Annotated in this window: 14 protein-coding genes and 1 other annotated feature; of the genes, 10 read left to right on the top strand and 4 right to left on the bottom strand. The window is 38.2% G+C overall.

Going from position 1 to position 21276, the window contains the following annotated elements:
* Positions 1-185: 185 nt before the first annotated feature.
* The 3 genes from yaaA to frc all read left to right on the top strand — a co-directional run bounded on the left by yaaA (position 186) and on the right by frc (position 4108).
* On the top strand, positions 186-935 hold the full coding sequence (gene yaaA, locus LMC10_RS06715; RefSeq protein WP_172396848.1) for a peroxide stress protein YaaA: 750 nt from the start codon (positions 186-188) through the stop codon (positions 933-935).
* A 115-nt stretch (positions 936-1050) separates the two neighbouring features.
* Positions 1051-2784, top strand: a complete 1734-nt coding sequence (oxc, locus tag LMC10_RS06720) for an oxalyl-CoA decarboxylase (protein WP_229269279.1) — start codon at positions 1051-1053, stop codon at positions 2782-2784.
* The gene (gene frc / locus LMC10_RS06725) at positions 2777-4108 is read left to right on the top strand and encodes a formyl-CoA transferase (protein ID WP_229269280.1); all 1332 of its coding nucleotides are present in this window, start codon (positions 2777-2779) and stop codon (positions 4106-4108) included. Before oxc ends, frc begins: the two co-directional genes overlap by 8 nt.
* 86 nt (positions 4109-4194) lie before the next feature.
* On the opposite strand, the gene murI is transcribed toward frc, so the two are convergent.
* From murI to gad, 3 genes are all read right to left on the bottom strand, one after another.
* The gene (murI, locus tag LMC10_RS06730) at positions 4195-4983 is read right to left on the bottom strand and encodes a glutamate racemase (RefSeq protein ID WP_229269281.1); all 789 of its coding nucleotides are present in this window, start codon (positions 4981-4983) and stop codon (positions 4195-4197) included.
* Between the two features lie 14 nt (positions 4984-4997).
* Positions 4998-6455, bottom strand: a complete 1458-nt coding sequence (gadC, locus tag LMC10_RS06735) for a glutamate/gamma-aminobutyrate antiporter (RefSeq protein WP_324294052.1) — start codon at positions 6453-6455, stop codon at positions 4998-5000.
* Positions 6456-6559: 104 nt separating this feature from the next.
* Positions 6560-7966, bottom strand: a complete 1407-nt coding sequence (gene gad / locus LMC10_RS06740; protein WP_066035464.1) for a glutamate decarboxylase — start codon at positions 7964-7966, stop codon at positions 6560-6562.
* Between the two features lie 472 nt (positions 7967-8438).
* Here gad and LMC10_RS06745 point away from each other — a divergent pair, with 472 nt between their 5' ends.
* Entirely contained in the window at positions 8439-9755 is a 1317-nt protein-coding gene (locus tag LMC10_RS06745) for an NCS2 family permease (protein ID WP_229269315.1), read from the top strand.
* Positions 9756-9885: 130 nt separating this feature from the next.
* On the opposite strand, the gene rpsD is transcribed toward LMC10_RS06745, so the two are convergent.
* A complete protein-coding gene (gene rpsD, locus LMC10_RS06750; protein ID WP_003666632.1) occupies positions 9886-10491 on the bottom strand; it encodes a 30S ribosomal protein S4 in 606 nt (201 codons plus the stop codon).
* Between the two features lie 390 nt (positions 10492-10881).
* On the opposite strand from rpsD, the gene ezrA reads away from it, so the two are divergent.
* The 6 genes from ezrA (at position 10882) to cydB (ending at position 21274) form a co-directional block, all read left to right on the top strand.
* Positions 10882-12585 carry a septation ring formation regulator EzrA gene (gene ezrA / locus LMC10_RS06755; protein ID WP_285227842.1) on the top strand — a complete coding sequence of 568 codons (1704 nt, stop codon included), beginning with the start codon at positions 10882-10884 and terminating at the stop codon, positions 12583-12585.
* Between the two features lie 374 nt (positions 12586-12959).
* On the top strand, positions 12960-14108 hold the full coding sequence (locus LMC10_RS06760) for a cysteine desulfurase family protein (protein ID WP_229269284.1): 1149 nt from the start codon (positions 12960-12962) through the stop codon (positions 14106-14108).
* A gap of 21 nt (positions 14109-14129) precedes the next feature.
* On the top strand, positions 14130-15350 hold the full coding sequence (gene thiI, locus LMC10_RS06765) for a tRNA uracil 4-sulfurtransferase ThiI (protein WP_003666641.1): 1221 nt from the start codon (positions 14130-14132) through the stop codon (positions 15348-15350).
* 42 nt (positions 15351-15392) lie between these two features.
* Positions 15393-15603 (top strand) — a binding site (T-box leader).
* Positions 15604-15675: 72 nt separating this feature from the next.
* Entirely contained in the window at positions 15676-18330 is a 2655-nt protein-coding gene (locus LMC10_RS06770; RefSeq protein ID WP_229269285.1) for a valine--tRNA ligase, read from the top strand.
* 508 nt (positions 18331-18838) lie between these two features.
* On the top strand, positions 18839-20257 hold the full coding sequence (locus tag LMC10_RS06775; RefSeq protein ID WP_229269286.1) for a cytochrome ubiquinol oxidase subunit I: 1419 nt from the start codon (positions 18839-18841) through the stop codon (positions 20255-20257).
* A complete protein-coding gene (gene cydB / locus LMC10_RS06780; protein ID WP_086141961.1) occupies positions 20258-21274 on the top strand; it encodes a cytochrome d ubiquinol oxidase subunit II in 1017 nt (338 codons plus the stop codon). It begins immediately after the preceding gene.
* Positions 21275-21276 lie beyond the last annotated feature (2 nt).

Here is a 21276-nt window from a genome sequence, read left to right on the forward strand (position 1 = left end):
AATTTACAACCATCAAAAAAGCTTGTCAAGCGCTTCACAAGCTGAAATAACGGGATTTATCCTATACCAAAATTATTGAAACGATTTACTGAAAGCGCAATCATTAAGTGGGCGTAGGAAACATAAATCTAATTAGACCAATTAGCTGAAAAAGCTTACAAAAAATTTTTGAAAGGATGAGATATGTGAAAATAATCATTTCTCCAGCACGAACAATGCAAGTTGATACTGACTCCTTACTTTACAAAGATTTGCCGGAATTTCTTCAGCAGACAAAAGACATCTTAGGGTGGATGAGGAGTTTATCTTATGATGAGTTACACAAAGTATGGGGAAATTGTAGCTCGCGTTTAGCGATGAAAAATTATCAATGGCTCCAACAAATGGATCTTCAACGAAAGCTGACGCCAGCGATTATTGCCTTTACTGGTTTGCAATATCAATATATGGCGCCAAGTGTTTTCTCGGAGGATGGGCTGAAATACGTTCAAGACAATTTACGGATATTATCAGGATTTTATGGTATTTTACGGCCGTTTGATGGAATAATACCTTATCGCTTAGGAATGGGTGACATGGCGCCAGTGAATGGATATAAGAATCTTTATGACTTTTGGGGAGAACAACTTTATCGGGAACTCTATAAAAATAATGATTTAGTAATTAGCTTAGCCTCGGTCGAATACGAAAAGGCAATTACCCCTTATCTACAAACGCAAGATCGATTTATCAAATGTATTTTTGGCGAAGAAATAGATGGAAAGATAAAACAAAAAGCAACATTAGCTAAAATGGCTCGTGGGAACATGGTGCGATATTTAGCAGAAAACCAAATTCAAACAATTGAAGGCGTCAAGCAGTTTAATATCGGCGGTTACCGTTTTCGGGAAGATCTGTCTACTGATGAAAAATTAATTTTCGAACTGGTAAAGTAAAAGTAATCATATTATTTGCCAATCTTTTTGAATTGTCTTATAAAAGAATTGTATACAAAACTATCAACATTGTACTGATTCTATTAAATTTTTAATGATAGAAGGGAGCCAAATTATGGTAGGCGATTCTTTAAATAAGACAGGTGCCAATTTATTAATCAAGGCCTTGCAAGAGAATAATATTAACCGGATGTATGGAATAGTTGGAATCCCGGTAACCGATTTAGCGCGGCTCGCTGAATTACGCGGAATGAAATATTATGGTTTTCGTCGTGAAGATTCAGCAGTTAATGCCGCCGCAGCAACTGGTTACTTAACGCAAAAACCTGGCGTTGCATTAACTGTTTCAGCACCCGGTTTTTTGAATGGATTAACAGCTTTGGCTCAAGCTACTAAGAATTGTTTTCCATTAATTATGATTTCAGGTTCGTCTGAACGCCATATTATTGACTTATCACAGGGCGATTATGAAGGCCTCGACCAATATAATGCAGCAAAACCCTTCTGCAAAAAAGCTTATCGGGTTGATCGAGCAGAAGATATGGGATTAGCTGTTGCAAGAGCCATTCGGACAGCAGTTTCAGGTCGCCCTGGTGGTGTTTATCTTGATATTCCAGCTGACACAATTGTTCAAGAAGATGAGGCTGCTGATCAATCTAATTTGGGTGTTTATAAGTTAGTTGATCCTGCCCCTAAACAGATACCTAATGATGAAGCAATATCACGAGCGGTTGATTTAATCAAAAATGCAAAAAAGCCCCTTATTATTTTAGGAAAAGGGGCGGCCTATGATCGGACCGAAAAACAAGTGCAACAATTAGTAGCTGAAACGAATATTCCATTTTTGCCAATGTCGATGGCAAAAGGGCTAATCCCAGATGATAATCCTCATTCTGCTGCAGCGGCTCGTTCTCTTTCACTACGAAATGCCGACGTAGTAATTGTAATTGGTGCCCGTTTAAACTGGATGCTTTCATATGGGGAGGCACCACAATTTAACTCGCATGCAAAATTTGTTCAGCTAGACATCGATGCCACACAATTTGATTCCTCACAGCCAATTAGTGCCCCACTCCAAGGAGACCTTAAGTCGATTTTAGATAAATTGGTTCCGGCGCTATTGGCAACTGGATATCAAGCGCCCGAAGAATGGTTAGAGCAAATTGCACAAGATACTGAGAAAAATAACAAAAAATTCGCGCAACGAATTGCTAATGGTAAAGTAGCACAAAAATTTGGCTATTATGGAGCAATTGCGCCTATTGCTGAATACTTCCAACAACATCCGGATACTTATCTAGTCAGTGAGGGGGCTAATACGCTTGACATTGGACGAGATATGATTGGAATGCAACTCCCCCGTCATCGGCTTGATACGGGAACTTGGGGCGTCATGGGCGTTGGCCTTGGTTATGCAATTGCGGCGGCAGTTGAAACAGGGAAACATGTTGTTGCGCTTGATGGTGATAGTGCATTTGGTTTTGATGGGATGGAGATTGAAACGATTTGTCGATATAAGTTGCCGATTACGGTCGTTATTATCAATAATGGCGGAATTTATAACGGAATCGGCCAAGTTGTTTCCAATCAACTTGGGCCAACTACTCTTGATCCAACTGCCAGGTATGATTTAATGGCTAAGGCCTTTGGTGGTGATAATTATTTTGTAAGTGATTACGATGAGATGAAAAATATTTTTGCAAGAGCTGTTGATTCAGGACGACCAAATATTATTAATGTTCAAATTGCGCCATCGATGGGAAAAGAATCTGGCCATATTGGGAATCTAAATCCAAAGCTTAATTTACAACCACTTGAAGAAAATGAGAGGAGCCATCATAATGACTGAACAAAGTGAAAATGCACCATTAAAAGGAATTAAAGTTGTTGACTGGACGCAGGTTCAATCGGGGCCTTCTTGTACTCAGCTTTTAGCATGGCTAGGAGCGGAAGTGATTAAAATTGAACGGACTAATACCGGAGACCCAACTCGTAATGAACTGCTTGATATTAAAGATTCATGGAGCCTTTATTATTTACAATTAAACGCAAACAAAAAATCATTAACTCTTGATATTAAAACTCCAGAAGGTCAAAAAATAATGTATGACTTACTCAAGAAGGCTGATGTCTTTGTGGAGAATATCAGGCCTGGTGCGGCGACTAGGGCAGGTTTTGGCTGGGAAAAAGTACACGAATTAAATCCACGTTTAATCATGGCCTCCTTAAAAGGATTTAATAAGGGATCACGTTTTGCCAATGTAAAAGCCTTTGAACCGGTTGCGCAATCTGCTGGCGGTGCGGCTTCGGCAACGGGATGGAATGAAGGAGATGCAAATATCCCAACACAGTCAGCAGCGGCATTAGGAGATTCTAACTCTGGAATGCATTTAACGATTGCAATTTTAGCTGCTTTGCTACAACGAGAGCACACTGGTAAAGGGAGCTATGTTTATCAGTCAATGCAGGATGCGGTTATTAACCTTTGTCGCATTAAATTGCGGGATCAATTGATGTTAGACAATCTCGGAGCATTGCCATTCTATGCCGTCTATCCTAACTATAAATGGGGAAAAGCAATCCCCAGGGCCGAAAATAGTGAAGGTGGACAAGTGATTGGCTGGACTTATAAGGCAAAAGGTTGGGAAACGGATCCTAATGCCTATGTTTATATTGTTATCCAAAATAAAAACAAAAGCTGGGAGACAATTGCTAATACGATGGGCCATCCTGAATGGGCTACTGATGAACGCTTTAAGGATTGGGAACATCGCCAGCTCCATAAGCAAGAAATTTACCCCTTGATTGAATCGTATACCAAGAATTACGATAAGTACGAGTTAACTAAAAAACTTGGAGAGGCTGGTATACCAGTCGGTCCAGTTTTAGATTGGCACGAGCTTGAAAATGATCCAGACTTAAATAAAGACGGTACCTTGGTTAAGATTAATCAGGGAGGAAATCGTGGCGAATTTAAGACGGTGGGGATGCCGTTTACGATGTCAAACTATAAACCAACCTATAAGCGAGCCCCAGATCTTGGTGAAAATAATAAAGAGATTCTATCTTCGCTTGGTTATGATCCTGAACAAATTGAAGAATTAGTAGCTAAGGGCGTAATCTCAAAAGTAGAAAAGCCTCATAATCCACGGACAAAAGTTATTAAGAATTAACTATGGTTTATGCTGATAAAAGAAAAGAGATCGGAAAATTGAATTTTTCGGTCTCTTTTAAGTGTTAACAAAACTAAGAATTCCTTCTAAAGTTTTAAACTTTCACAAGATGTATAGTTTCCATGGAGCCACTTATTCGCCCCAGCTATTAATGTGTTTTTATTTCCAGTAGAATAAAGATGATAGGTAGCCTTATCGTCACTTAGCATATTTTTGTTTTTTAATAAAGTTTGGATATAATTAATTGTTTCTTTTGCCGGATCAACTAATTTTGTCTTTTCTCCAACTTTATTTTGAATTTGATTTCTTAGAAACGGAAAATGAGTGCATCCTAAGATTAAAGCATCAACTGGGTGTGTATCAAAAATAGATAGTTGCTCATTGACAGTTCGTTGGGCCTGCGGAGTATTAGTGAGGCCATGTTCAACAATTGAGACTAAAGGTTGGGTTGCTTTACTAATGACGTTAATTGTTGGATCAATTTTATGAATTTCTCTTTCGTAAGCACCATCTTTTATTGTTGAATCGGTTCCAATTACTCCAATTGTATGTGCATTTGTATTAACCGCAGCCTGGGCGCCAGGGTGAATTACCCCTAGTACTGGAATAGATAATTCTTTTTTTGCCATGGCTAACGCTGCTGCTGTAGCTGTATTACATGCGATTACCATTAGTTTTACAGGATACTTTTCGAAATATTCACCAATCTTAAGAACAAACTTCCTCACTTCAGCCTGAGGTTTGGTTCCGTATGGGAAATGTCCTTCATCTCCTACAAAGACTATTGATTCATTAGGTAATTGTTGTTGAATAAGCCTAACAACCGATAATCCACCAAGTCCTGAATCCATGACTCCAATAGGCTGATTATTCATTTTCTACTACCTCCCTATTTATGAATTTCTTTTGCATTTTCATCTAATAGACCAGTATGATGCTTTTTTGTTAGCTGAAAAATAATAAATGGAATTGTCAAAACAACAAGGAAGCTTATGATTAAAATCGCCATATATGTTCCATGAGATGAAGCAGGCAGTGAAGTAGTTGGGAAAAATGAGATGATAAAAGCAAATAATGTTACTAAGAAACCACAAACAGCAATTATTGTTTTTCCAAAAGTGCCGCCTGGTACATTATAAGTTCTTGGTAGATCTTTCTTTTTATATACTAAAACCAAATAACTAGTAAAGAATAGGAAGTAAGCGACTAAATAAATAACAACTGTCAAGCCCATTGCAGCAAAGAAAGAAACATTACCGCCGCCACCGCCGAGGGTTAAAACGGCATCCCAAATTGAAACGATGATTCCTTGAACGATAATTAGCCGAACAGGAATATCATGTTTATTCGTTTTCTTGAAATAGCTAGGAAGAATACCAATTTTGGCGGTATCGTAAATAGCACGAGAAGGTCCTGTTACCCATGAACTAATTTCGGCAATAACACCACAGGCTAACATTAACCCAACAATACGAGTAAGCCAGCCTAATTCGCCATGGCTCAAATTAATAAATAGATAATTAAAAGCTTGTACAACTCCGGCACTTAATGAAAGCTGGTTTTGCGGAATAACAGCAGCTACAGTTAAACCGCCTAGTGTATCTAAACAAATTGCTAGGATGACAAGGATAAACATAACTAATGGATAATTCTTATTTGGACTTTTAAGGTCATTGATGTAAGAAGCGGAGGCCTCGCCACCCATATAAGCCAAAATAAATGAGACAAACACAACGAGGGTATCAACTTTGCTAAAATCTGGAATAAATTGGTGTGGAGTGAAAGTAATCAATAATTTTCCACCAGAGCATAGATACCAAATGGCAAGAATAAATAATATTGCGGAGGGGATTAGGATACCAATTAGAAAACCAAATTTTGCAATTCTTTGTGTATATTTGGTTCCACCAAATTGGGAAAATGTAACTAACCAGAAGACGATTAATACTCCCCAAAATTTAACCCACGCGTTATTTGTTAAAGCAGGCCAACTCACAACAAACGATAGTGCTCCTAAAATAAAGTAAATCATCGTACAAAAATTGACCGTAATTTGGAACCACTGAAAAAAGATTGCAGCGAAACCAAACCTCGTTCCAAGGGTATGACTAACCCAACTAAACTCACCACCACCATTATCGTTCCAACCTTTAACAGTAGCCATTTCTGCAGCACATAATGCAACAGGAATAAACCAAAATAGGCCTCCTAATATCAGAAAGAATACAAGATGGAGTTTAGAGGTGGCAAAGGTTGGATATTCATAAACTGTTAAAACCATTGCTGCAGTAATTGAGAAGAACCCCCACATTGTAAGAGTTCTTTTGTTTTGTAATGTACTCGTAATGACGATATACCTCCTTTTACATTTCAGTGATATAAAAAATGTTCTACATAATTAAAAAGCTTTCACCAAGGCTTAACTATGTAGAACAAATGTAGTCTTAAAAATTAATGTGCAAAGCCATACTTTTTAAGTTCAGTTGTTTTTTTTCCAACTAAAGTCGAGTTATTTAATGCTTTAATATCACGTTGCATATCATCAATAAATTCATGTGCTCGGCTCATTCCAAAGTCTGCTCGACATACAATTCGTTGCACTTCTACTGTATCTAAGTTCTTCGGTAGAGGGTAGGCAGGAACTTGCCAACCTTGCATTCGTAAACGATCAGCTAAGTCGTATAATGACCAATTTTGGGCAGTTAGATCTTTTAACTTATAACAGATAATTGGAAGTTGTGATCCATCATTAACCATTTCAAACATACCCATTTTTTCAATTTCCGTTGAGAGATAAACGGCTACATCATGAGTACGTTTTTGAATCTTTTGGTAGCCATCAAAGCCAAAACGTACAAAGTTGTAATATTGCCCAATAATTTGGGAAGCACTTCTTGAGAAATTAATCGCCATTGTCGGCAATTCACCGCCCAAATATTGAACTTTGAAGATTAAGCTTTCAGGTAGAAACTTTTTATCACGCCAAAGAACCCAACCAATTCCTGGATAAACTAATCCGTACTTGTGACCAGAAGAATTAATTGAAACAACATTCTTAAGTTGAAAGTCCCATTTTATATCTGGTTCCATAAATGGAGCATAGAAACCACCAGAAGCGGCATCAACATGGATATATACTTTATAGTCAGTAGTCTTGTTATATTCTTCAACAAGATCATTTAATTTCGCAATATCATCGTAACGACCGGTATAAGTAATACCCATAATGCCAACGATTCCAATAGTATATTCATCAACGTAATCCATTACAGTATTCATGTTAAGGGATTGGTGTTCTTCATCCATTGGAACGGTTCGAAGTTCAACATCAAAATAGGTTGCAAATTTTTCCCAGCAAACTTGGTAACCGGATGATATTACTAGATTTGGCTTTCGGGCATGAATGTCAAGGCCTAACTTTTTAGCACGCTCGCGCCATGCAAATTTCATTGCCAAGCCACCAAGCATACAACCTTCGGAAGAACCAACAGTTGAAGTTCCGATATAATCTTCATCTTTTTGACCATGCCATAAATTAGCAATAATATTGACACAGCGGTTTTCTAATTCAGCAGTTCTCGGATATTCATCTTTGTCGATAGCATTTTTTTGCATCGTTTCTGCCATAATTTCTGTTGCTTTAGGTTCCATGTATGTTTGACAGAAGGTTGCTAGGTTTTCACGAGCGTTACCTTCATCAATTAGTTGATCTTTTACAATGCGATAAGCTACTTCTGGAGCAACAGGTTCTTGATTTAATTCGTATTTTGATAAAGCATGATCAGAAGTATATGAGCCGAAAATTGGATCTAACACGTCACGCTTTTCCTTATCATTTTTTCCATATAGTCCTGCCATAAATGGTAGCCTCCTTAGTCAATTTAATAATTGTCTCTTTTTTTGCATTCTTAAATAAAATTAATATGTGATAACTAAAATAGTTAATTATAGAAGTTGAATGCATATTAAAACGAAGGCAAAAAGCAATACAAAATAAGCTGTCAGCACTGAAGAAAATTTGATTATTTATAAATAATAATTATTATTTACACTTTCAACTATATGCTTTTTTTTTTTTGCAACGATTGTGCTATCAAAAAAATTATAATCAAAGTTAGTTATGCTGGTATAAATGAAATAGATGATAAGGCATGAACGAGCTTGAAAGATAGATTAAAAGCTATATTGTTCGTTATTTAGTGAAAAATATTAATTATCTTTGCTTTATCCGAATTTAAAGCAAGTATTCGTATTGAATTATTCTTAAATATATGTAATAATCGCACTATCATATTTGTTTGGGGTGTGTATTTTGGAATAAACACGAACGATTGGCTTTTTAGACCGGACCTTTCATTTGACAGAAAACGGCACGAATATTAAGCAAGAATGTTTAGCTGGATTGACGACTTTTGTTTCAATGGCCTATATTCTTTTTGTTAATCCGAGCGTACTAGGAGTAGCCGGAATGGATAAAGGAGCGGTTTTTACTGCAACTGCTTTGTCAGCAATTATTGGCTGCTTTTTGATGGGAATTTTGGCTAATTATCCAATTGCGATTGCTCCGGGATTAGGTGATAACGCCTTCTTCACTTATTCGGTCGTATTAGCAATGGGAATTCCGTGGCAAAAGGCAATGGCTGGTGTTTTTGTTGCCTCTGTCTTGTTTACGATCTTGTCTTTCCTTAAAGTACGGGAAATTGTAATTAATGCTATTCCTAAAGATTTGAAATATGCAATGGCTGCGGGGATTGGAATATTTATCTCTTTTGTTGGTTTGCAGGGTGGTGGAATCATTGTTTCAAGTAAATCATCACTAGTTGAATTAGGATCGCTGACGGTTCCTACAACCTGGATTACAATTTTTGGGATTTTCTTGATTGCGATTTTAATGGTCAAAAAGGTTCCAGGAGCAATTTTTATTGGCTTAGTTGCAACAACGCTTCTTGGTTTATTAACGGGATTGGTTAAGATGCCAGATCATTTAATTTCAATGGCTCCTAGCTTAGAACCGACTTTTGGAGTAGGGATTAAGTTCTTGCCAACAATGACTGATCCGAAGATGTGGGCTGTTGTCTTAATCTTCTTATTGGTAGCTTTCTTTGACACTGCTGGAACCTTAGTTGGGTTAGCTCAAGAAGCAGGATTAATGAAGGATAATAAAATGCCCCGCATTGGTCGGGCTTTAATGGCTGATTCGCTTTCGATGTTAGGAGGGGCGGTGATGGGAACAACACCAACTTCTGCCTATGTTGAATCTTCAGCTGGTATTGCGGTTGGTGGGAAAACTGGTCTGACTGCGATTGTAACAGGAACGCTTTTTATTTTAAGTATGGCTTTTTCTCCTTTACTTGAAGTTGTTACTAGTCAAGTGACCGCCGCCGCTTTAATTGTGGTCGGAGTATTGATGGTTTCCGCCTTGAAAGATATCGAATGGGATAAATTTGAAATTGCACTGCCGTCATTCTTGGTTGCTATTGGAATTCCGCTAACTTATAACATTTCTTATGGGATTGCATTTGGCTTTCTTACGTATCCAATCTTAATGGTTGCTGCAGGACGTCGCAAAGAAGTAAATGTTGTAATGTGGAGCATGTTTTTTGTTTTTATTGCGTTGCTGTATATTTTGAATGTTTTGCCAAAATGAAAAACACCCTAAGATTGTTGAGCTTAAACAATCTTAGGGTGTTTTAATTTAGGGTGATACATAAAAAAAGCATTCCCAATTCTCGGAGAATGCCTTTTTTAGAATTGAACCAACAAGTAATACCTAGTGATTACTTGTTATAGAATTCAACGATAAGAGCTTCATCAATATCAGCGTTCATATCTTCACGTGCTGGAATGCGGTTAAGCTTACCTTCAAGTTTGTCGGCATCAAAGTCAACGTATGAAGGACGAGAAACAACAGCTTCCACAGCGTTCTTGATGATGTCTAAGTTCTTAGACTTGTCACGAACGGCGATGATTTGACCAACCTTAACTTCGTATGATGGAATGTCAACACGCTTACCATCAACAGTGATGTGACCGTGGTTAACTAATTGACGAGCTTGACGACGAGTAGTGGCTAAACCAAGACGGTAAACCATGTTATCAAGACGACGTTCAAGCAATGCCATAAAGTTGGCACCGTGAGTACCTTCCTTAATCTTGCCGGCACGAACGAAAAGGTTTGAGAATTGACGTTCAGTCATACCGTACATAAAACGTAGCTTTTGCTTTTCACGTAATTGTGTACCATATTCTGAAAGCTTACCGCGACGATCGCGACCGTGGTCACCAGGAGCGTAAGCCCGACGTGCTAATTCTTTACCAGTACCTGAAAGTGAAACGCCAAGACGACGTGAAACACGCCAACTTGGACCAGTGTAACGAGACATAAATAAATTCCTCCAATAATTTTAGTTGGAGTAAAATAATCCGATTGTGAGCTTGGCATTCGTGCAGGCTGATTTGAATCTTTCACCCTAGCAGCCGGGTTACTAAAAACACCGTTTGGCACCAGTCTGTTGACGAGCTTGCTCCTCACTGCTGCATTATTTTACACAAAATCTAGTGTACAACGATTCGTAATAATAAGTCAATCTTTTCTTTAGAAACCTCTTAACTTTTTTAGCAGAATGATGAACAATATAAAAGTTTATTAAACGTAGATGTTTTTTCATATCTTTTAAAGCAGGTTCATTGTGGTATGCTATAATTTTGAATAGGATTATACGGATAATTATTGTGCAAGAGCAATAAACAATAAAAAGTAGTAGGTGGAAAAAGTGGTTTTTCAAGTATTGATTGGTATTTTAATTATTGTTGTAGCAATATTAGCTTGCGTATATTTTTATCAACGACGAGCTGTTAAACAGATCAACGACTTAATGGAAAGCGAGAAAAAGCTAGCAGATCAAAAAGTTGACCAGCAGATCAAAAATGTTGAAGAATTGCAACTAATCGGGGATGCTAAAAAGCAATTCGAAACAATTAAAAACAAATATGAAAAACAAGTGCGACCAGCAATCACGGCCTTTAATAAACGAGCTCCCCAATTGTTAGCAGATTCACGGACGAGCAAGTTACTGACAATTAACACTCAGATTCGTGACTTGCAAGCAGATTTGGCAAAGTTAACAACAACTCTTCAACAGATCCAAAAAGACTTGCAACATCTTCGTCAACAACAACATACCCATAAGCAAGCGGTCGAGCAGATTAAAAATAAATATCGTCAATTCCACCGGCAACTAAATGAGAAGAGCTTCGAATATGGAGACAGTGAAAAGCAGTTAAATAGTAGGTTAAATGAATTGGAAGATCAATTTGCGCAATTTACTGATTTAACTAATAAGGGCGATATTGAGGCGGCTCAAGAAATTTTAAGCAATTTGCAATCTGAAAACGACAAATTTGAACAAGACCTTAAGAAGATTCCTCAGCTCTATAAGCCAATTGCAACCGAGTTTCCAGAACAATTATCCGAGCTAAAAAGTGGTTATGAGACACTTGTAAAGCAAAATTTCCACTTTACGGAGAAAAATATTGATAAGCAAATTGAGCAACTCCAATCAAAACTAGATCAGACGATTGACCAGCTTAACAATTTACAATTAGATGTTGTGGAACAATCTAATAAAGATCTTAGTGACCAGATTGATTACTTATACGGGGTAATGCAAAAAGAAATTGACGCTAAGAATGAAGCTGTTCATTTGATCGAAGTGATGAAAGACTTTACAAAACATGCTCAACGGCAAAATGACGAACTTGGTGTAGAATTAGACCGGTTAAGTTTGAATTACACACTTACTAATCATGAACAAGAAACCGTTCGTGAACTTGGTGAACAAATTAAAGCGATTATTAAACAGTATCGTGATGACGCAGAAGCGGTTGCCAATAAAACGGCTGTTTATAGTCAGGTGCTTGATCGACAAAAGTCTAATCAAAAGAACTTGACTGAAATTGAAAAAAGCCAAGAGAAGCTTAACGATGAAGTTGCTAAATTACAGACTGATGAGCAACGCGCCCGTCAAATGCTTCAAAAATATTCCACCCAGATTCGTACAATTCATCGGCAAGTAGAACAGTTGAACCTTCCTGGCTTACCAAAAGATTACTTAGATTACTTCTTTGGTGTCAGCGATGAGATTAAAAAGTTAGCTGATGAATTGAATGAGTATAAGATCAATATGGATGAAATTACGAAGCAACTAATTATCGTCGAATCAGACCTAGACACATTAAATGACAAGACTGATATTCTTCGTGATAGCGCGGAATTAACAGAACGATTCCAACAATATGCGAACCGGTTTAGTGATAACGAAAAGATTGCAGCAGCTGCTAAAAAATCTCAAGAACTTTTTAAGCAGTTTAACTACACAGCAAGCTTAGAGGCAATTGCGACCGTTTTAGAAGAAATAGAACCTGGTAGCTATAAACGAATTGAAGATACCTATTATCGTGAAATTGGTAAAAATTAAAAATCAAGGTGAGTGGGAATTAACCTTCTCGACAAGGAGGTGGGCTAAGGATAGAACGGTGATTAGCACGGCACGGGCTGATTATCGTTCGGACTTAGCCTCGAGCCTTGTGGTTAATTTCCACGATATCTTAAACAATGTTCGTATAAATAAAGAGGCTGTTGAAAAAACAAAGTTTTTTCCAGCCTCCTCTTTTCTTATTAAATGATAGTGATAATTAATGCCTAATAGCTAATTTTCTGTTATAATATAAAACCGTTTTAAGAAGAGTCGAAATCTTCAGCAGTAGCCTATCCTATACTGTTGAAATCATAATCAGAGTAGGTTACCCATTTGTAACAACCCTGTGTATTATTTTTAGGAAGGAAATTAGTATGATCTATTTTGATAATAGTGCGACGACAAAGATACTACCGGATGTTTTGTCGACATACGAAACCGTGAGCCAAAAGATTTGGGGGAATCCAAGCAGCTTACATAATTTTGGTGAAAATGCTTGGAACCTTCAAGAACAGGCACGCCAGCAGATCGCAAAGCTATTCGGGGTTAAGCCTAGTGAAATTATTTTTACTAGTGGTGGTTCTGAAGGAGATAACTGGGTAATCAAAGGAACTGCAATGGCTAAGCACCGTTTTGGCAAACACATTATTACGACCAGTGTTGAACATGCGGCAGTAAAAAATGCATTGGAGCAACTAAAAGACTTCGGATTTGAAGTTACTTATCTCCCAGTTGATAAAGAAGGACGGATCAATCCTGCTGATGTTAAAGCTGCCATTCGTCCAGATACTATTTTAGTGTCTATCATGGCGGTTAATAATGAAATTGGAACAGTTCAGCCAATTAAAGAAGTGGGAGAAATCCTTAAAGATTATCCAAATATTCACTTTATGGTGGATGCTGTTCAGGCTATTGGTAAAGGATTAGATGACCAAGTATTTAGTGATCGCGTTGATTTTGCCACTTTTTCTGGTCATAAATTTCATGCCCCACGAGGAACTGGTTTTGTTTATGTCAAGAGTGGCCGTAAGTTAGAGCCCTTGATTGCTGGTGGTGGTCAAGAGCGAACACTACGAAATGGGACAGAAAATACACCGGGTAATGTTGCGATGGCAAAAGCAATTCGGTTAGTAAAGGAAAATGAAGCGGAATCAGTAAAATGTGAACAGGCAATCAAAGAACGGATTTACGACCATTTAAGTAAATTTGATCATGTGAAGTTGATTTCTGGCCGCGATCAAGGTTTTGCTTCCCATGTACTATGCTTTGCAATTGTAGGGGTTCGGGGCGAAACGATTGTTCATGCCTTTGAAGACAAGGATATCTATATCTCAACTACTAGTGCTTGCTCGTCTAAAAAGCATTCCGAAGCCGGAACATTAGCTGCCATGAAGGTTCCAGAAAATATTGCAACAAGTGCAGTTCGGATTAGCCTGGGGGATCAAAATACCCTTGAAGAAGCTGATCAGTTTAATAAAACATTTGATGAATTATACGCTGGTTTTAAGAAAATTATTGAATAAAATCTGAAAGGAGGACATAACGTGCAATATACAGAAATTATGGTTCGTTATGGTGAGCTTTCGACAAAGGGACATAATAAAAAGTCCTTTATTGATCGTTTAGGGGTAAACGTACGAAAGGCCCTTCATAGCTTTGACCAGGTAAAGGTGCATGCACAACGTGATCGGTTGCATGTTGAATTAAATGGAGCTGACTATGATCAAGTGATGAATCGGTTGAAGTTAGTGTTTGGGATTCAAAACTTCTCTCCATCAATTAAAGTTGATAAGACTTTTGAAGCGACTGCAGAGGCAGCAGCACAAATGATCGCTGAACAAGTTGATAAACCAATTACCTTTAAAGTAGAAACTCGCCGGTCAGATCACCAATTTGCAATTGATACCTTTGAAATGAACAACAAGCTAGGAGGATACCTCTTAGATAAGTTTCCTGATAAATTAAAAGTTGATGTTCACCATCCAGACCTAACTTTACGGGTTGAGATCCGTCTTAATGGGATTTTCCTTTCAAGTGAAACGATTAAGGGTGCTGGTGGTTTGCCAGTTGGTACTGCCGGTAAAGGAATGATGATGATGTCTGGTGGAATTGATTCACCAGTAGCTGCTTACCTTGGGATGAAGCGTGGTGTTTCAATGGAAATGGTTCACTTCTTTAGTCCGCCATATACTAGTCCCCAAGCTTTAGCAAAGGCTAAGCAACTAACTGAACGTCTTGCAAAATATAGTGGAAGTATTAAGTTTATTCAGGTGCCATTTGCTGAAATTCAGGAAACAGTCAAGGAAAAGGTTCCTGAAGGTTACCTAATGACGATTCAACGGCGGATGATGCTTCGGTTGGCAGCAGCCTTAATGATTAAACGTCATGGCCTGGCTATTTTTAATGGTGAATCATTAGGTCAAGTTGCTTCTCAGACAATGGAAAGTATGCTGGCGATTAATGATGTAACTTCTTATCCGGTATTGCGTCCAGTATTGTCATTTGATAAGACCGAAATTATTAAAATTGCCCAAGATATTGATACCTATGACCTTTCAATTCTTCCATATGAAGACTGTTGTACTGTCTTTACACCGCCATCGCCAAAAACGCGGCCAAATGTTGAGCGGGCTCGTGAATACGAAAAACGACTTGATATTGAAGGATTAATGCAACGAGCTCTTGATGGGATTGAAATTACGGAAATTCATCCTGGTGAAGATTATTTAAACCAAAATGAAGATGTTTTTGCTGAATTACTTTAATTAGGCCTTGACGAGGTTTGATAATTTAGCTATGATACATTTTAATAAGCATTGACCGAAAGAGTAGTAAAGCGGCACCTAAAAAGCGAGATCCTGATAGTGAGAGAGGATTAGTTAAACTTTATGAAGGTAGTTCGGGAGCTGATATACTGAAATTAATAGTAGGTATATCCGGTTCATTTACCGTTATGAAATGATAAAGTGGGGTATTTTATACTCAAATTAGGTGGTACCGCGATGATTCGTCCTATCGATTGTGATAGGGCGTTTTTTAGTTAATGCACAAAATAAAAATGAAGATTGCTTTCTGAAAGGAGTTTCTGCCATGACAGAAAAAGATATGTCAACCAAGTACGATCCAGCGACGGTTGAAGAAGGCCGTTATCAATGGTGGATTGACCAAGGATTCTTTAAACCAAGTGGTGACAAAAAAGCTCACCCATATTCAATTGTTATCCCACCACCGAATGTTACTGGTAAGTTGCACTTAGGCCACGCTTGGGATACAACTTTACAAGATATGATTATTCGACAAAAGCGGATGCAAGGCTATGATGTATTATGGGTTCCTGGAATGGACCATGCTGGTATTGCCACCCAGGCGAAAGTTGAAGCCCGTCTTCGTAAACAAGGAATTTCTCGTTATGACCTTGGCCGTGACAAGTTTGTTCAACAAGTTTGGGACTGGAAAGATGAATATGCTGATATTATTCACCAACAGTGGGCTAAGATGGGTATTTCTGTGGATTATGACCGCGAGCGTTTTACCCTTGATGAAGGATTAAATAAGGCTGTTCGGAAAGTCTTTGTTGATCTCTACAATAAGGGCTTAATTTATCGTGGAACTTACATCATCAACTGGGACCCACAAGCACGGACGGCCTTATCAGATATTGAAGTTATTCATAAGGACGATAAGGGTGCATTTTATCATGTTAAGTATCCATTTACTGATGGCACTACTTTTAATGGTAAGGATTACATCGAAATTGCCACTACTCGTCCAGAAACAATGTTCGGGGATGAAGCGGTTGCCGTTAACCCTAATGATGAACGTTACAAGGACTTAGTTGGTAAGAAGGTCATGGTACCACTTGTCAACCGGGAAATTGAGATTATTGCTGATGACTATGTAACACCTGAGTTTGGTACTGGGATGGTTAAGATTACCCCAGCTCATGATCCAAACGACTTCAAGGTAGGTAAGCGTCACAATCTTCCTGAACTTAATACAATGAATGAAGATGCTTCCATGAACGAAAATGCTGGTAAATACGAAGGTATGGACCGTTTTGAAGCTCGTGAAGCAATCGTTAAGGATCTTCAAGATCAAGGTTACATGTTAAAGATTGACCCAATTGTTCACTCTGTTGGTCACTCAGAACGGACAGGGGTACAAGTTGAAGCCCGTCTTTCCACACAATGGTTTGTTAAGATGAAGCCATTAGCTGAAGCAGCTCTTAAGAACCAAGATACTGATGACCGAGTTAATTTCGTTCCAGAACGATTTGAACACACCTTTACGCAATGGATGGAAAATATTCATGATTGGGTTATTTCTCGTCAATTATGGTGGGGTCACCGGATTCCAGCTTGGTATAACAAACAGACTGGCGAAGTTTATGTTGGTATGGAAGCTCCTAAAGATGCTGAAAATTGGGAACAAGATAAGGATGTCCTTGATACATGGTTCTCCAGTGCGCTTTGGCCATTCTCGACGATGGGCTGGCCTAATACTGATTCAGCAGACTTCAAGCGCTACTTCCCAACCAATACTTTAGTTACTGGTTATGACATCATCTTCTTCTGGGTTTCCCGGATGATTTTCCAATCGCTTGAATTTACGGGTCGGGCACCATTTAAGAATGTTCTTCTCCATGGTTTGATTCGTGATGAACAAGGGCGAAAGATGAGTAAATCCTTGGGAAATGGTATTGACCCAATGGATGTTATCGAGAAGTACGGGGTAGATGCCCTACGGTGGTTCTTAATTACTGGCTCAACTCCTGGTCAAGATATTCGTTTTAGCTACACCAAGATGGATGCAGCTTGGAACTTTATTAATAAGATTTGGAACGCTAGTCGTTACGTTATCATGAACCTTGGTGAGATGCCTGCCCCTGTTCTTCCTGATAAGAGTAAGTGGGATTTAGCTGATCGGTGGATTTTGAGTCGGTTAAATGCAACTGTAAAGCAGGTTAACGAACAGTTTGACAAGTTTGAATTTGGTGAAGCTGGTCGGGCGCTTTACAACTTCATCTGGAATGATTTCTGTGACTGGTATATCGAAATGACCAAGGAAAAACTCAATAATGGGACTGACGAAGAAAAGAATAATACTAAGAATATTCTTGGTTACGTTCTTGATCAGACCTTGAAGATGTTGCATCCAATTATGCCATTCGTTACCGAAAAATTATGGCAATCAATGCCGCATGATGGTGAATCAATTATGGTTGCAGATTACCCAGTTGCTAATGCTGAACTTGATGATCCAGCCGCAACTGAACAAATGAATAGTTTGATTGAATTGATTAAGGCTGTTCGTAACATTCGAAATGAAGCTAATGCGCCAATGTCTAAACCAGTTGATATTTTGGTAAAGGTTGATAACGATCACTTGGCTCAGATGTTGAATGATAATCGTGACTATATTGAACGTTTCTGTCATCCAGAAAACTTAACTATTGGTAAAGATGTTGAAGCTCCTAAGCTTGCGATGAGCGGTATTTTGACCGGAGCAGAAGTTTACATCCCAATGGCTGAATTGGTTGATCTTAATGAGGAACGAGATCGGATGGAAAAAGAGATTGCTAAACTTGAAAAAGAAGTAGAACGTTCACAAAAGAAGCTTGGCAATGAAAAGTTTGTTAATAACGCGCCGGAAAAGGTTGTTGAAGCTGAACGGCAAAAGGCAACGGAATGGCAACAAAAATTAGCAGCAGCCAAGGAACGTCTTCAATCACTTCAACAAGCTTAGCGTCAATTTATAGTAGGATAATTAACATTTTTAACAATAAATGAAAATTATATCATTTTATTAAATAGGTTAGACTACTGTAAGAATGCTATTAGCTATAATATTTATAAATATAGTTTAAAAATAGATTAAAAAGGGAGCGAGACAGAAGGCACTCGTGACTTCGTTTTCGAGCCCCCGCAAGCAACAATAGGCCTCCAACGCTCGGTTTTGCCGGGCGTTGAAGGCCATTGTTGTACTGCGCCATTTGTCTTTTATGAAAGGAACCTGATTTATGTCACAGCTCCTTTTCTTAGTATGAAAAAGTAATCATACATTGCTTAAAAATATTTATCTATTGATAAGGATTAAATAACTGATAATTAAGCGGTTTATTTAAAAATTATTTCACATATTTGCCATTTATTTATTGTAATTATTTATCACAAGTATTATGATTAATTGTGGAGAAACAGGAAACGGTTTCAACTATTCTTTTATCGATATACTTCGGAGGGAGGTATTTATAATGACTATTCTTAGTCTGGCACGTTTCCAATTTGCCATGACGACGGTTTATCACTTCTTCTTTGTTCCTTTCTCTATTGGAACAGCTTTTATCGTCGCCATTATGGAAAGTATGTACGTTTCAACTAAAGACGAGACGTACAAAAAAATGGCAAAATTTTGGGGGAATATTTTCTTACTTAGTTTTGCTGTCGGTGTTGTTACAGGTTTGATTCAGGAATTCCAGTTTGGGATGAACTGGTCAGATTACTCACGGTTTATGGGTGATATCTTTGGTGCTCCATTAGCCCTCGAAGCTTTGCTATCATTCTTTATTGAATCAACATTTATTGGCTTATGGGTATTTACCTGGAAAAAGGTTAAGCCAGGTTTGCACCTTTTCTTCATTTGGATGACGAGTTTTGGTTCTTTAACATCTGCTTTATGGATTTTAACTGCCAACTCATTCATGCAACACCCTGTTGGTTATGAAATCAAGGGTGGCCGTGCAGTAATGGTTAATTTTGGCGCATTGCTTAAAAACCCTCAATTATGGTATGAATTTGGGCATGTTATCCTTAATGCTATCATGATGGGTGGAATTATTATTGCTGGTTTAACGGCATTCCAACTTCTCAAGAACCAAAAACTTTCTGAGGCTAATAAGAAGTTTTACAAGAAGTCAATGCGTTTAGGACTTTTAATTTCATTGATTTTCTCTGTTGGTGGAATTGCCTTAGGGGATGCCCAGATGCAATACTTAATCAAAGAACAACCAATGAAATTTGCAGCTACTGAAGATGTTTTCACAACTACTGGTAAGCATGCACCATGGACAATTGTCGGTATTGCTGATATGAAGGACCATGAAGTAAAAGGCAATATCGATATTCCCTATGCCCTAAGTATTTTGTCATACCACAAAACTACTGGGGCGGTTACCGGGATGAATGAGCTCAATGCCCAATATAAGAAAAAGTACGGCAAGAATCTTGATTACTACCCACCGGTAAATACATTATTCTATAGTTTCCGGATTATGTGTGCAGTCGGTGCTTGGATTTTCTTAGTTTCTTTAGTTGGATTAATTATGACAAGGGAAAAGAGCAAGAAACCACTTGCACAACGCCGCTGGGCACTTTGGTGTATTGCAATTACCACTTTCTTACCATTTATCGGTAATACTGCTGGTTGGTTTGTAACAGAATTTGGTCGTATTCCATGGACAGTTTATGGCTTGTTTACAATTGCCGAAAGTGTATCGCCAAATGTTTCAGTTGGATCCTTATTGACATCAAATATTGTTTACTTTGTATTATTTACAACTCTTGCAATTACATTAATTTGGTTAATTGTTCTTGAGTTACGTAAAGATCCATCGGAAGCAATTGAACCTAAATTCAAGAAGGTTCTTGACCCATTTGACAAGGAGGCGTTCTAGATGAGTTTTCTTCAATTATTATGGTTTGTATTGATTGGAGTGCTTTTTGCCGGCTTCTTCTTCCTAGATGGATTTGATTATGGGGTAGGAATGGCGGTTGAAACACTTGCTCATAATGAATCAGAGCGTGATCAACTTGTGCGGACAATTGGACCAGTTTGGGATGCAAATGAAGTATGGTTAATCACTGCTGGTGGTGCAATGTTTGCTTCATTTCCATATTGGTACGCTAGTCTTTTCAGCGGCTATTATTTAATCTTAATGATTATCCTAGCTGGTTTAATTATTCGTGGTGTTTCTTTTGAATTCCGCAAAAATAGTCCAATGCCACAAAAACGGATTTGGGATTGGGCGTTAGCAATTGGTAGTGCCATCGTTCCGTTTTTCCTCGGGATTATGTTTGTTAGCATGATTCATGGAATGCCAATTGATGCTAATGGCAATTTTCACGCAGGATTCTTTGACTATTTCAACTGGCTTTCAGTTGTTGGTGGGATTGCCTTATTGCTTTTAACCTACTTACATGGAATTAATTATATTGCCTTAAAGACGACTGGTCCGGTTCAGGAACGCGCCCGGAACTACGCTGAATTTTTGTACTGGATTCTTTATGCTGGCGAAGTTGTCTTTGCACTATTATTAATCTTTATGACCGACTTTATGGCTGTTCACCCAGTTGGCACAATCATCATGCTTATATTGATTGTTGGTTTCTCAGTTTTAGCCCAAGTAGAAACCTTTGCTGGTCATGAACTAATTGCCTTTATTTCAAGTGGGTTAACCTTAGTATCTTTAGTTGTATTGATCTTTATCGGTCTCTTCCCACGGGTACTAATTAGTAGCATTAGTCCGAAGTACAGCATTCTTATTCAAAATGCTTCCTCAACAGAATATACGTTGACAGTGATGACGATTGCTACTTGCTGTCTTTTACCATTTGTTTTGGCATATACAATCTGGGCTTACTGGATTTTCCGTAAACGGATTGCAATGCCAGCTATTCCGGAGGTTAAATAAAA

Origin of the sequence: Limosilactobacillus reuteri subsp. simiae, from assembly GCF_020784875.1 — a bacterium.
GTDB classification, from domain to species: Bacteria; Bacillota; Bacilli; order Lactobacillales; family Lactobacillaceae; genus Limosilactobacillus; species Limosilactobacillus reuteri_H.